This window comes from Anaeromyxobacter paludicola (genome assembly GCF_023169965.1).
GTDB lineage: Bacteria > Myxococcota > Myxococcia > Myxococcales > Anaeromyxobacteraceae > Anaeromyxobacter_B > Anaeromyxobacter_B paludicola.
In genome coordinates this window covers 4,511,556-4,525,591 of the sequence record NZ_AP025592.1, presented here as the reverse complement: position 1 = coordinate 4,525,591, position 14,036 = coordinate 4,511,556, and the positions used below count along the sequence as shown (strand labels likewise).

Here is a 14,036-nt window from a genome sequence, read left to right as displayed (position 1 = left end):
CCCCCATGACGCCCTCGACGAATCGGACGCGCGCCCTCGCGGCGCTGGTCGCGGCGGCCGGCGCGGCCCTCCCCGCCGCCCCCGCCCGCGCGGCGGTCCCCGGCATCACCGGTCCCTCCTTCCACCTCGTCGCCAGCGCCGACTTCGTGAGCCAGCCCGACGGCGCCTCGATCTACGCCTTCGGCTACGGCTGCGACGGCGCGCCCGCGGGCTTCCTGCCGGCGCGCCCGAACGGCGCCCAGGGCCCCGCCCCCACCTGCCCGCAGACCATGCAGCTGCCCGGGCCGACGCTCATCGTCACCCAGGGACAGTCGGTGACGGTGACGCTGCGGAACGCCCTGCCCCCGGCCGCCGGCAACACCTCGATCGTCTTCCCCGGCTTCCAGGTGACGAGCGCCGGCGGCGTGGCCGGGCTGCTGGCCCAGGAGGCGCCGGGCGGCGGGACGGTGACCTACACCTTCGTGGCGAGCACGCCGGGCACGCACGCGTACCACAGCGGCACCCAGGCCGACCTGCAGATCGAGATGGGGCTCTACGGGGCGATCGTGGTGCTCCCGGCGACGCCGCCCGGCGGCTGCGTCCGCGGGCCGTTCTCGCTCGCGCCCGCCGCGTACGGCCACGCCGCCACCTGCTACGACCGCGAGTACCTGTTCCAGCTGAGCGAGCTCGACTCGCGGATCCACGACCAGGCGCTGGCGCAGGTGCAGGCCTGCCCGGTGGGGCCGTGCCCCGCGATCCAGGCCGTCACCGAGCCCTACCACCCCAACTACTTCCTCCTGAACGGCCGCTCGCTGCCGGACGACATGGACACGCCCTACGCGGCCGGCTACCCGCACCAGCCCTACAACGCCAACCCGCACATGCACCCGGGCGAGAAGGTGCTGATGCGGATGGTGGGCCAGGGGCGCTGGCAGCACCCGTTCCACTTCCACGGCAACCACGCCCGCGTGCTGGCGCGCGACGGCAACCTCCTCCTGAGCGCCGCCGACGGCACCTCGCTCGCCGGCCCGCTGCTCTTCACCACGCCCACCGTCTCCGGCCAGACGCAGGACCAGATCTTCACCTGGACCGGCAAGGGGCTGAACTGGGACGTCTACAACCACCGCGCCGGGGACGGCAGCCGCTGCATCCCCGACGCCTCCGGCTACCACGCGATCAAGACCGACCCGAACGCCGGCGAGTGGTGCGCCGATCACCTGAAGCCCATCCCGGTGACGCCGCCCGATCCGACCATCGTCGCCATCGGCCAGTGGTACGGCGGGACGCCCTACCTCGGCATCCAGAGCACCGGCTCCTTCACCGGCACCAACGAGCCGCCCGGCACGCTGAACCAGAACCCGCAGGCCGGCTACGCGTACATGTGGCACTCGCACAACGAGCGCGAGATCACGACGAACGACGTCTTCCCGGGCGGCATCATGTCGATGCTGCTCATCGACCCGCCCGCCTGGTTCATCGACGAGACGCTCTAGCGCCCTTCGGCCGAGGAGATTCCCATGCTGCGCAGCCTCCCTCGTGGTGTGAGCCGGGCGGCCCTCGCGGGCGCCGCGGCGATGCTGGTCACAGGCGTCTCGTGTGAGCGGTCCGGGACCCGGAGCTCCCAGGCGACGCCGCTCGCGGCGACGGCGAAGGCCGCCGCGCGCCTCACCGTCGCCAACGTGAACGGCACGGCCATCGCGCTCACCGCGCGCCGGATGACCACCGGCCTGCGCGACGGCACCCCGGCGCCGATGTGGGGCTACTGCGCCACCGGCTCGTGCGGCACCGACTGGGCGCCGGGCCCGACCATCGTCGCCGCCGCCGGCGACTCGCTCCAGATCACGCTCACCAACGAGCTCCCGGTCCCGACCTCCTTCGTGATCCTGGGCCAGCTCGGCGGCGGCGTCGGCGCGCCGCAGATGATGGACGGCCCGGTCCACTCCGGCCAGGCCTTCACCACCTTCCCCGGCAACGCCCCCGCCCCGGCGCCCTTCGTGCCGCCCGCGCAGGGGCAGCGCGTGCGCTCCTTCGGCGCCGAGGTGGCGGCCGCGAGCACGGCCACGCTCACCTGGCCGAGCCTGCGCCCGGGCACCTACCTCTACGAGACCGGCACGCTCCCCTCGCTCCAGGTGCCGATGGGGCTCTACGGCGTGCTGGTGGTCACCGCGGGGCCGGGCCTCGCCTACCCCGGCGCCGCCTACGACGCCGACGCCGCGCTGCTCTTCAGCGAGCTCGACCCGGTGCAGAACGCCGCGGTGGACGCGGCGGCGCAGGCGAGGACCGACGTGAACCTCCGGTTCGACGACCCCACCTGCAAGCCCAGCTGCTACCCGGCGGCGGTCAACTACGCCCCCACCTACTTCATGATCAACGGGGCGTCGTTCGACCGGACCGCGCCCGGCAAGTCGGCCTTCTCCCTCGCGAGCGGCGCCGCGTACTCGAGCGGCAACGCCCTGCTGCGGCTCCTCAACGCCGGCTCCCGCACCCACGTGCCGGCCGTGGTGGGGCTCCCCATGTCGCTCCTCGCCGAGGACGGCAACCCGGCCCCGGGCCTGCCCAAGGTGCAGAACGAGGTGCTCCTCACCGCCGGCAAGACCTTCGACGTCCTCGTGAAGCCGGCGGCGAGCGCCGACGGCAAGTCGTTCGCCCCCGCCACCTACCCCGTCTTCGACCGGCAGCTCAGCCTCAGCACCGCCAACCACCCCGACGGCGGCATGCAGGGGTTCCTGCTCGTGAACCAGGCCGGCGCCGTCGCCGCCGCGGGCGGGCTCACCATCCCGGGCACGCCGGGCAACCTGCCGGTGGCGATCACCCCGGCCGCCAACCCGGACGCCTTCAAGGTGCCCTACAACACCGCCATCTCCGGGAACGTCACCGCCAACGACGTCGGCGTCTCGCGCGTCGCGCTGGTGACCGGCTCGGGCCCGAGCCACGGCGTGCTGACACTGAACGCCGACGGCAGCTTCCAGTACGCGCCCGCCCCCGGCTACAGCGGGACCGACGGCTTCACCTACTTCGGCAACGGCGTCGCCACGCTCACCGCGGCGGTGACCCTGACCGTCGGCGCGAAGGGCGCCGCCCCCACCGCCAACGCCGACGCCTACACGAGCGCCCTCCTCGGCCGCTTCACCACCCCGCGCCCCGGCGTGCTCGCCAACGACGTCGATCCGGGCGGCTACGCCCTCACCGCCGGCGGCGTCACCGGCAGCACCTGCGGCACGGTCTCGCTCGCCGCCGACGGCTCCTTCACCGCCACCGGCAGCGGCGCCTCGTGCAGCTTCTCCTACGTCGCCACCAACTCGCAGGGGACGCCGAGCGCCCCCGCGACCGTCACCGTCACCTTCGGCGCGCCGGGCAGCGTGGCCGGCCTGCCGGTGACCGTGGCCGACGCCTCGACCGGCGCGGCCCTCGGCGACTACCGCTGGACGATGCAGGAGGACCTCACCTTCCAGCACGACACCAGCGCCACCCCCGCCCTCTCCACCCGCACGCTGGCGACGAGCTTCCACCGCAGCCACATGACGGTGGTGGCGACCGGCTGCGTCGGCCCGACGAGCTGCGGCAGCGGCCAGTCGGTCCTCGACCCCGCCAGCGGGACGCGCCACGTGGTCACCGACGCCGAGGCGCTCGCGAAGCAGGCGACGCCGGACCAGGCGGCCCTCGATCCGACGAAGCGCTACTACCTCTCGATCCTCCCCGGCGACGGCAGCCCTCCCGGCCACACCATGGGCGGCGCGCAGGTGCGGTTCGTGAATGGCAAGTGGGCGGCGCTCAAGGTGAAGCTCCAGGCGACCCCGCTGCCCACCGCGCAGATGAGCATCTACGTCTACGAGGACTCCTCCCCCACCAACGGCCAGGACGAGCCGACCGAGAGCGGCCTCGGCGGCTTCAACATCATCCTCAACGACCCCGCCGGGCGCACCGGCGACGTCGCCGGCCAGCAGACCTACGACGCCTTCAACATGCCGCTCTCGAACGCGCTGCTCGGCCGCCCCGGCTGCCCGGACGACCAGAACCGGGCCACCAACGGCACCGGCACGAGCGCGACCGGCAACCTGGTCGGCGTGGTCTACACCTGCCCCAACCCGCCGCCCGGCTACACCGGCGACCCCGCGGTCTACGCCCTCGCCGGCCACGCCCTCATCAAGAACCTCACCCCGGCCCGCTACGACGTCATCGCCCACCCCGGCGCGGCGCGCGAGGGGGCGGGCGAGGTCTGGTGGCAGACCGAGACGCTCGAGGGCACCCAGGCGCAGGACGCCTTCGTGGGCGTGAACGAGCCGGTCTACTTCCAGGAGTTCGGCCCGCCCGGCCCGCACGTCACCATCGGCTTCGTGAACCCGGCCCACGTGGCGAGCTACGCCGCGGCGAACGGCTTCCAGGGCACGGGCGTCGTCACCGGCAAGGTGACGAACCAGCACATGTCCCGCCCCTCCGACGTCACGCTCTGGGACTCGGGCTCCTACGACCTCCTCGCCTCCACCACCTGCCAGGTGGTGCTCAACTCGCAGGGCGGGAACGGCCCGGCGGTCGCCGCCGCCCAGTGCGACCCCGACGGCAACTTCAGCCTCGCGGGCGTGCCGGCCGGTAGCTACGACCTGGCCGTCTTCGACCAGTGGCTCGACCAGATCATCCAGAACGTCGCGGTCACGGTGCCGCCGAACACCACCACCGTCGCGCTCGGGAACATCCCGGTGCTGAGCTGGTTCACGCAGTACGACCAGAACATCTTCATGGACGCGAACGGCAACGGCCGCTTCGACGCCGGCGAGCAGGGCATCTCGAACGTGCCGCTCACGGTCCGCTACCGCAACGGCGCCCCCTCGAACGCCACGCTGACCGACAGCAACGGCAACGGGCTCCTGGCCGAGCTCTTCCCGCTCTTCAACTGGTACGTCGCCGAGGCGGACACGACCCGCTTCAAGCAGACCGGCGTGCACATCTACGTGGACGGCGGCGGCAAGCCCGACGCCTCCGGCCCGGGCGCCGGCCTCTGGACGTCCACCTACGCCTACGCGCCCGACGGCACGTCCGAGCGGGTGGAGCAGCCCGGCGCGCTCAGCTACGGCCTCCAGGGCTTCATCAGCCAGCGCTCGCGCGTCGAGTGGGGCCGCGCTCCCTACGCCGTGGGCGAGAACGGCGGCATCCAGGGGACGGTCGTCTACTCCTCCACCCGCCCGTTCGACGACATGCGGTTCAACGTGCAGACCATCTGGGAGCCGCTCGTCCCGCGCGTCACCGTGAACCTCTACGCGAAGCAGACCCTCGCCGACGGCTCCGAGACGCTGGCGCTCGTGGACACCACCCGGACCACGAGCTGGGACGACTACGTGAACCTGGTGCAGGGCGCGAACGGCCAGCAGTACCTGCTCGGCTCGGACGGCCTGCTGCGCGTCCCCGCCACCGGCGCGGTCGCGCCCGCCGCCGCCTACCCGGCCGGCGCGCAGGTCAACCTCCAGTGCCCCGGCCAGAGCCCCACCGATCCCTTCACGCAGTACACGCTCGGCGGCACCGACCGGAAGCGCTGCTACGACGGCTGGCACTCCTGGAACCAGGTGCAGGCGGCGCCGTACGACGGCCGCTACACCTTCCCGAGCGCCGCCTACGTCGCCGCCCACCCGCTCACCGCGGCGCAGAAGGCCGCCGGCCAGACGCTGGTGAGCCTGCCGCCGGGGACCTACGTGGTCGAGGCGGTCACGCCGCCCGGCTACGAGGTGGTGAAGGAGGAGGACAAGAACATCCTCATCGGCGACACCTTCGTCGCCCCGGCCACCCAGCAGTTCGGCGCGCTGGCGAGCATCTTCATCCTCCCCGACCAGGCCACGCTCGGTAACGCCAACCCGAACAACCCCGGCACCGGCGACCCCGGCTTCCAGAGCGATCCCACCACCAACCTGGGGTCCTTCACGGTGAGCAACGCCGCCACCTTCCCGGAGTGCGTCGGCAGCCTCCACCGCGTGCCCGACTACCTGAGCCTCTTCCCGCAGGCGCAGCAGGTGGCGCCCTTCGCCGGGATGGACCGCCCGCTCTGCGACCGCAAGAAGGTGGTGCTGAACGATCAGATGCAGTCGAGCGCCAACTTCTTCGTCTTCACCGAGGTGCCGGTGGCCTCGAACAACACCGGCATCATCCTCGACGACGCCACCTCCGAGTTCAACGCGTTCGCGCCCGACTTCGGCGAGAAGGCCTCCGTGCCCTTCGTGCCGGTGTCGATCAAGGACTTCACCGGGAACGAGATCGCCCGCACCTACAGCGACCAGTGGGGCGCCTACAACATGATGACCCCCTCGAGCTGGCTCGTGAACCCGCCGACGCCCTCCGGCTACGGCCCGAACATGCTCGTCACCTGCATCAACGACCCGGGCCCCATCGCCGACCCGGCGACCGGGAAGATGATCACCGACCCGAGCTACAACCCGGCCTACAGCAACTTCTGCTACACGAACCCGTACATGCCGGGGCAGACGACCTACCTCGACACGCCGGTCGTCCCCATCGCCGCCTTCGCCGCCGGGTACAACCCCGCCGACTGCGCCTACCCCGACGCCACCCCGGCCGTCCTCCGCGTGGACGGGAGCAGCGGCTTCGGGCCCTGGGTCCCGGCCGCCGGCGGCACGCTCACCATCCTCGCGCTCGGCGACCAGCGGGTCCCGAACCCGGCCTACGCCGGCCCCTTCGCGACGGGCGGGCTCGCGAGCCAGGCCACCGTGACGCGCCACTACGGCTTCGGGAGCGCGCGCGGCCAGCTCAGGATCGGCGCCCGCGACCTCACCGCCAGCGTCAGCGCCTGGAGCGACGGCGCCATCACCGTCCGCGTCCCCGCGGGCACGCCCACGGGCGAGCTCTCCATCACCACCGCCGCCGGCAAGTCCACCGTGGACGCGGTCACCGTCACCGTGGGCGGCCGCGCGCCGACCTACGTGAGCGCCGCCGCCGGGCAGACCATCCAGGACGCCATCGACCTGGCGCGCCCGGGCGACCTCATCCTGGTGGACGCCGGCACGTACAACGAGCTGGTCATCATGTGGAAGCCGGTGCGGCTGCAGGGCGTCGGCGCCGCCTCGGTGGTCATCAACGCCGCCAAGTACCCGACCTCCAAGCTCGACCAGTGGCGCCCCCGCATCAACCAGCTCTTCAACGTGGACCCGATCACCGGCAACCAGCTCGGCCCGGCGCAGGTGGACCCGCTCCCGACCCAGGAGATCACGGGCGGCGTGGTGCTCCTCGAGCCGACCGTGCTCGGCAGCGAGGAGGGCGCCGGCGTCACCGTGCTCGCGAAGAACCTGCCGGCGAGCGACTGCGGGTCGGCCGGGACGGTCGGCTCGGAGAGCAACTTCCTCTGCGCCCCCTCCCGCATCGACGGCCTGAGCGTCACGGGCGGGGACGCCGGCGGCGGCGTGTACGTGAACGGCTGGGCCCACGGGCTCGAGATCGCGAACGACCGGATCTACGGCAACGCCGGCGCCTTCAACGGCGGCGTGCGGGTGGGCGTCCCCTACCTGGAGCTCGAGGCCCTGCCGAGCGACGCGGCCGGCCGGGTGCTCCTGCACAACCAGCGGATCGCCGGCTTCGGCTACGACGTGGGGGTCCGCATCCACCACAACGCCATCACCAAGAACGGCACGGTCGAGGGCCCGAACGGCTTCGGCGGCGCGGGCGGCGGCGTCTCGATCTGCACCGGCACCGACGGCTACAGCCTGGACCACAACTTCATCTGCGGGAACTACAGCGCCTCGGACGGCGGCGGCGTGGGCCACCTCGGGTTCAGCCAGGGCGGCGTCATCGCCAACAACCAGATCCTCTTCAACCAGAGCTTCCAGCAGACCGGCGCCACGCACGGCGGCGGCATCTTCGTGGGCGGCGAGCCGCCGGTGGCCGGGACGGTCTCGCTCGGCGCGGGCGACCTGACCATCGACGCCAACCTCATCCGCGGCAACCTCGCAGAGGGCGGCCAGGGCGGCGGCCTCCGGCTGCAGCAGGTCAACGGCGCCGACGTGACCGCCTTCCCCCAGCCGGCGCGCTGGCACCGGGTCACGGTCACCAACAACCTCATCGTGGACAACATCGCCGCCTGGGCCGGCGGCGGGATCTCGCTCGCCGACACCGTGCGCGCCTTCGTGGACAACGACACCATCGCCGGCAACGACAGCACCGGCACCGCCGGCGTGGTGCTCGCGGGCGGCGTGCCGCTCCCGGCGGCCACCACCGGCACCGCGGGCGTGGGCCGCCCCGGCCCCTCCGGCATCGTCTCCGAGCCCACCAGCCCGGCGCTGCTGGCCCAGTTCGCGACGAGCGGCCTGCGGAGCTCGAACGCCATCTCGCAGCCGGAGCTGTTCAACGACGTCATCTGGCGCAACCGGTCGTTCTTCTACTCGGGCGACGGCCGGCTCTGCGTCGGCAACAGCCTCGCCGACGTGCGCGCCGGGTGCACCGTCCTGGCCGACCAGGCGACGAGCGGCCAGTGCCCGGCGGGCGCGAAGTACTGGGATCTGGGCGTCCTCGGCGACGCCGCCGCGGCCACGCCCGGCACGCGCCGGCTGGCGCCGTCCTTCGCGGTGCTCACCAGCACGGCCGGCTACGCCGGGAGCGGGAACACCTCCGGCGACCCGCGCCTCGTGACCCCGTACTGCAACGGCGCGCGGGCCGCCCCCGAGCTCCCGAGCGTCATCGACCCGCCGAACGTGAAGAACCTGCAGGTGGCCGCCACCGTGGACGAGGGGAACAACTACGTCACCCTCCGCTTCGGGCCGCTCTACCTCGCGAGCCCGGTGACCGGGACCGCGTTCGGCGACTACCACCTCTCCGGGACCGCCTCCTCGGCCTACAACGCCGGGACCGCGAACGGGTCCGTGCCCAACCACGACTACGACGGCCAGCCCAGGCCGCTCGCCGGCGCCTACGACATCGGGGCCGACGAGTACCAGGGCGCGGCGCCGCTCGTCGCCGCGGCGAACCGGGCGGCGGGGGTGGTCCGGTGAGCGCCGGCGGCGCGGCGGGGCTGGCGGGGCTCCTCCTCCTGCTCGCGGCCCCGACCGCGGGCGCCGGGGCCCCGGCCCGCTCCGGCGGGGCGGGGGCGCTGCCCGGGTCCTCGTCGGCGACCGGCGCCGCCGCGGCCTGGCGCGCCCGCCGCGGCCGGCAGCTCCAGCGCAGCTGGGGCGTGGACGTGGTCGGCGTCCGGCGGGTCGCCTCCGGCTCCATGCTGCGCTTCGACTACCGGGTGGTGGACCCGGCGCGGGCGGCGGCCCTCACCGACCGGCGGACGCGGCCGTTCCTCATCGACGAGGCCACCCGGACCGCGCTCGCGGTGCCGGCGATGGAGAAGGTGGGCGAGCTGCGGCAGGTCGCGCCGCTCGAGCGCCACCGCACCTACTTCATGATCTTCGGGAACCCGGGCGGCCTGGTGAAGCGGGGCGGCCGCGTCACCCTCGCCGTGGGCGACCTGCGGGCGGAAGGGCTGGTCGTGGAGTAGCGCCGCGGGCCGGCCGGCGCCGCGCCCGCGGGACACGCAGACGGAGCACATCGGGAGCCACTCACCATGCCAGGACGCCTCTCGCAGCACCTTCACCCCGCCGCCGCGCTCGTCCGCCTCGCCGCCCCGCTCGCGCTCCTCGCCGCGGGCTGCCACCTCTCACGGGACGAGCGGGAGGCGGCCACCATCGCCGAGCGGAACGCCGCCGCGCGCGGCGGGCTCGCCGCCTGGCGCAAGGTCCGCGCGCTCTCGATCTCGGGACGGCTCGAGGCCGGCAGGCCGCGGGACCCGGCGCGCCTCGCGAGGTCCTACCTGCCGTCGCAGGCCCGGCTCGAGCCCGGCGCGAGGCGCGCGCTGGCGCGGCGGGGGGACCCGGAGCGGCAGGTCCAGCTCCCCTTCGCGATGGAGCTGAAGCGGCCACGCATGTCGCGCGTCGAGGTGAAGTTCCAGGGCCAGACGGCGGTGCAGGTCTTCGACGGCACCCGGGGCTTCAAGCTGCGCCCGTTCCTCGGCCGCCGCGAGGTCGAGCCCTTCACCGCCGAGGAGCTGCGCGTCGCCTCGCAGCAGTCGGAGCTCGAGGGGCCGCTCCTCGACTACGAGGCGCAGGGCAGCCGGGTGCGGCTCGTGGGCACCGAGCCCGTGGACGGGCGGGACGCCTACAAGCTCGCGGTGACCTCGCGCGACGGCGAGGTGCGGCACGTCTGGGTGGACGCGAAGAGCTACCTCGACGTGAAGGTCGAGGGGAGCCGGCGGATCGACGGCAAGGTGCGGCCGGTCTTCACGTACCTGCGCGACTACCGCGCCGTGGACGGGCTGCTCTTCCCGATGGCCCTCGAGACGACCGTGGAGGGCGCGCCCGGGTCCGAGAAGCTCACCGTGGAGCGCGTGGCGGTGAACCCGGAGCTCGACGACGCCCGCTTCGCCAAGGCCGATTGACCCGAACCCCCGAGGTGCCTGCCATGAGCCGCTCCGCGCATCCCCTCTTCTTCTCCGCCCTCGTCGCCGCTGCCCTGGCTCTCCCGGCCCGCGCCGCCCGCGGGGAGGACGGGGCCGAGCCTCCCTGCCACCACGGCGGGTCCCAGGAGCTGAAGCGGGCCCGGCGCTCCACCGCCGACTACGTCCTGCCGCGCGTGCCGCTCGTCCGCGACGACGGCAAAGTGGTCACGCTGCCCGAGGAGCTCGACGATGGCCGGCCGGTGGTCCTCGACTTCGTCTTCACCACCTGCACCACCATCTGTCCGGTGATGAGCCGGACCTTCGCCCAGCTCCAGCAGGCGCTCGGGCGCGACCGCGACCGCGTGCACCTGGTGTCGATCTCCATCGACCCGGAGCAGGACACCCCCGAGCGGCTGCGCGCCTATGGCAAGAGGATGGGGGCCGGCCCGCAGTGGCGGCTCTACACCGGCACGGTCGAGGCGAGCGTCGCCGCCCAGCGGGCCTTCGACGCCTGGCGCGGTGACAAGATGGACCACACGCCGGCCACCTTCCTGCGGGCGGGTCCGGGGCGGCGCTGGGTGCGCCTCGACGGCTTCGCCACGGCCGAGGAGCTGGCGCGGGAGCTGCGGGAGCTCCTCGCGGCGCGGTGAGCGATGCGGCCGCCGACCTCCCCCGCGGCCCGGCGCGGCCCCGGCGCGAGGCCGGGGCTCCTCGCCCTGCTCGCGGCGGCCGGCCTCCTCGCGCCCGCGGCGGCCGGCGCCCGCCCCGCCGCGCCTGCGCCCGCCTCGCCCGGCGCCGGCGAGCGCATCTACCGCGAGGGGCTGCTGCCCTCGGGCCGGCCGGTGCGCGGCGCGCGGGAGGGCGGCGGCGGCGTGGAGGGCGCGCTCGCGGCCTGCGCCACCTGCCACCGGCGGAGCGGCCTCGGGAGCTGGGAGGGGCAGACCGTCATCCCGCCCATCCTCGGCCGCTATCTCTTCCGGCCCGGCGCGCGGAACGTGGACGACCTCGACCTCCCGCACGTGCAGGGTTACGTGGCGCGGCGGGGCGCCTACACCGACGCCACGCTGGCCCGCGCCATCCGCGAGGGCAAGGATCGCGAGGGCCGGCCGCTCGGCTACCTCATGCCGCGCTACGCGCTCGACGACGCCAGCATGGCCTCGCTCATCGCGTATCTGAAGCAGCTCGGCGCCGCGCCCGAGCCGGGGGTGACGCGCGACACGCTCCACTTCGCCACCATCGTCACGCCCGACGCCGACCCGGTGGCGCGCCAGGGGATGCTCGACGTCCTGCGCCAGTTCTTCCACGACAAGAACGCCGGCTACCGCGGCGCCACCCCGCCCATGCAGTCGTCGCGCGGGATCATGTACCGGGTGAACCGCAAGTGGCAGCTCCACGTCTGGGAGCTGTCGGGGTCGCCCGACAGCTGGGAGGCGCAGCTCCACGAGCGGCTCGCCGCGGAGCCGGTGCTCGCCGTGATCTCGGGGCTGGGCGGCCGGACCTGGGCCCCCGTGCACCGGTTCTGCGAGCGGGCCGCCCTCCCCTGCCTGTTGCCCAACGTGGACCTGCCGGTGGTCGCGGAGGGGGACTTCTACCCGGTCTACTTCTCGAAGGGCGTGCTGCTCGAGGCCGCGCTCCTCTCGCGCGAGCTGGCGCGGGAGCAGGAGCGGGCGGCGGTGCGGCGGCTCGTGCAGGTGGTCCGGCCCGGCGACGTGGGCGAGGAGGCCGCCGCGGCGCTCGCGAAGGCGGCGCCGCCGGGGCTCGCCTCGGTGACGCGGACGGTCGGTGCGGGCGAGCCCCGGGCCGCGCTCGCGGCGGCGCTCACCGGCCTCGGGCCGGGCGACGCGGTGGTGCTCTGGCTCCGCCCCGGCGACGTCGCGGCGCTCCCCGCCGATCCCGGCCCCGTCGCCGCCGTGTACGCCTCCGGCCGGATGGGCGGCCTGGAGCGGGCGCCGCTCCCCCCCGCCTGGCGCGCCCGGGCGCGGCTCGCCTACCCGTTCGACCTGCCCGAGGAGCGGCGGGTGCGCATGAGCTTCCCGCTCGGCTGGTTCCAGGTGCGGCGCCTGCCGGTGGTGGCCGAGCGCGTCCAGACCGACACCTGGCTCGCCTGCGCCATCCTCTCCGAGACCCTCGGGCACATGCTCGACAGCTTCGTGCGCGACTACCTCGTGGAGCGGATGGAGGCGCTCCTCAGCCACCGGCTGGTGAACGGCTACTACCCGCGCCTCGGCCTCGCGCCGGGGCAGCGCTTCGCCTCGAAGGGCGGCCAGGTGGTCCGGTTCGCGCAGGGCGCCGGGACGCGGGTGGTCTCGGAGGGCGGGTGGGCGGTGCCGTGAGGCGGGGCCGCGTCGCTGGGCTGGGCGGCGGCCGGGTGCAGCGCCCGCCCCCTAGAACCGGTGCACGAACAGCCCGCTCCGCAGCTTCGGCTCGAACCAGGTGCTCTTGGGCGGCATGAGCAGCCCGGCGTCGGAGACCGCGATGAGCTGCTCGATGCGGGTCGGGAAGAGGTGGATGGCCATCGACCAGCCCTCCTCCTTCACCCGCCGCTCGAGCTCGCCGGCGCCGCGGATGCCGCCCACGAAGTCCACGTTCTTGTCGCGCCGGGGATCGGCGATCCCGAAGATGGGCGCGAGGAGCTGGTCCTGCACGATGGAGCAGTCGAGCGAGGCGACCGGGTCCTTGGCGTCGTAGCTGCCGGGGCGGACCCGGGCGCGGTACCAGCGCCCCTCGACGAAGAGCCCGAAGGAGAGCGGCGCCTCGGGCGCCGGCGACGACGCGGGCGCCACGTCCATCACCTTGCCCACCTCGGCGAGGAGCTCGGCCGGCGCGCGGCCGCGCGCGTCCTTCACGAGCCGGTTGTAGGCCAGGATCTGCATCTGGTCGTGCGGGAAGACCACGGCGAGGAAGGCGCCGTGCTCTCCCGGCTGGCCGGCCCGCTGCGCGTGCACGCGGGCGGCGGCGGCGGAGCGGTGGTGGCCGTCGGCCACGTAGAGCGCCGGCACCTCGCGGAAGAGCGCCTCGAGCCGCGCTCCGGCCTGCTCCGGCACCACCCAGAGCTGGTGGGCCACCCCGTCCTTCGTGACGAGGTCGTACTCCGGCGCGGCGCGCTTCACCTCCTCGACCAGCGCGTCGATCTCGCCCCTGGCGCGATAGGTGAGGAACACCGGCTCGTCGTGCGCGCCGAGCACGTCGATGTGATGGGTGCGGTCGTCCTCCTTGTCGGCGCGCGTCTTCTCGTGCTTCTTGATGACGTCGTCCACGTACTCCTGCACCGACGCGCAGGCGACGAGCCCGGTCTGGCGGTGCGCGCCCATCCGCTGCGCGTAGACGTAGAAGCGCGGCGCCGGGTCCTCGCGGAGCACCCCGCGGGCCAGGAGCTCCTCCAGGTTCTCCTTCCCCTTGGCGTAGACCCGCTCGTCGTGCTCGTCGGTCCCCTCGGGGAGATCGATCTCCGGGCGCGACACCCGCAGGTAGCTGTCGGGGTTGCCGGCGGCGAGGGCGCGGGCCTCGGCGGTGTTGATGACGTCGTAGGGCGGCGCGGCGACGCGCTCGGCGTTCTGGGGAGCGGGGCGGAGGGCGCGGAACGGGCGGAGGGTGGCCATCACGTTCTCCTACACCAACGCCCGGCCCGGCGCGACGCCCCCGGACGCCCCGC

Annotated in this window: 7 protein-coding genes; 6 read left to right on the top strand and 1 reads right to left on the bottom strand. The window is 74.1% G+C overall.

Annotated elements, in window-relative coordinates:
* Positions 1 to 5: 5 nt before the first annotated feature.
* From AMPC_RS20135 to AMPC_RS20110, 6 genes are all read left to right on the top strand, one after another.
* A complete protein-coding gene (locus AMPC_RS20135; protein WP_248343395.1) occupies positions 6 to 1,472 on the top strand; it encodes a multicopper oxidase domain-containing protein in 1,467 nt (488 codons plus the stop codon).
* 24 nt (positions 1,473 to 1,496) lie between these two features.
* Positions 1,497 to 8,957 carry an Ig-like domain-containing protein gene (locus AMPC_RS20130; RefSeq protein WP_248343388.1) on the top strand — a complete coding sequence of 2,487 codons (7,461 nt, stop codon included), beginning with the start codon at positions 1,497 to 1,499 and terminating at the stop codon, positions 8,955 to 8,957.
* Entirely contained in the window at positions 8,954 to 9,448 is a 495-nt protein-coding gene (locus AMPC_RS20125; RefSeq protein ID WP_248343387.1) for a hypothetical protein, read from the top strand. The genes AMPC_RS20130 and AMPC_RS20125 overlap by 4 nt, the downstream gene beginning before the upstream one ends.
* 66 nt (positions 9,449 to 9,514) lie before the next feature.
* Positions 9,515 to 10,384, top strand: a complete 870-nt coding sequence (locus AMPC_RS20120) for a LolA-like protein (RefSeq protein ID WP_248343386.1) — start codon at positions 9,515 to 9,517, stop codon at positions 10,382 to 10,384.
* 23 nt (positions 10,385 to 10,407) lie between these two features.
* Positions 10,408 to 11,034 (top strand): SCO family protein, encoded by a 627-nt coding sequence (locus AMPC_RS20115; RefSeq protein ID WP_248343385.1) that lies wholly within the window; start codon positions 10,408 to 10,410, stop codon positions 11,032 to 11,034.
* A gap of 3 nt (positions 11,035 to 11,037) precedes the next feature.
* Positions 11,038 to 12,717, top strand: coding sequence for a c-type cytochrome (locus AMPC_RS20110; protein WP_248343384.1), 1,680 nt, complete (start codon positions 11,038 to 11,040; stop codon positions 12,715 to 12,717).
* 51 nt (positions 12,718 to 12,768) lie between these two features.
* Here AMPC_RS20110 and AMPC_RS20105 read toward each other — a convergent pair whose 3' ends face one another.
* Positions 12,769 to 13,983: a DUF1015 domain-containing protein gene (locus AMPC_RS20105; protein WP_248343383.1), complete on the bottom strand. Its 1,215-nt coding sequence runs from the start codon at positions 13,981 to 13,983 to the stop codon at positions 12,769 to 12,771.
* Positions 13,984 to 14,036: the final 53 nt, after the last annotated feature.

Excerpts from the sequence above, each read along its gene's own strand:
- AMPC_RS20130 (WP_248343388.1), top strand. The coding sequence starts at position 1,497 with ATGCTGCGCAGCCTCCCTCGTGGTGTGAGCCGGGCGGCCCTCGCGGGC.
- AMPC_RS20115 (WP_248343385.1), top strand. The coding sequence starts at position 10,408 with ATGAGCCGCTCCGCGCATCCCCTCTTCTTCTCCGCCCTCGTCGCCGCT.
- AMPC_RS20120 (WP_248343386.1), top strand. The coding sequence starts at position 9,515 with ATGCCAGGACGCCTCTCGCAGCACCTTCACCCCGCCGCCGCGCTCGTC.
- AMPC_RS20105 (WP_248343383.1), bottom strand. The coding sequence starts at position 13,983 with ATGGCCACCCTCCGCCCGTTCCGCGCCCTCCGCCCCGCTCCCCAGAAC.
- AMPC_RS20135 (WP_248343395.1), top strand. The coding sequence starts at position 6 with ATGACGCCCTCGACGAATCGGACGCGCGCCCTCGCGGCGCTGGTCGCG.
- AMPC_RS20110 (WP_248343384.1), top strand. The coding sequence starts at position 11,038 with ATGCGGCCGCCGACCTCCCCCGCGGCCCGGCGCGGCCCCGGCGCGAGG.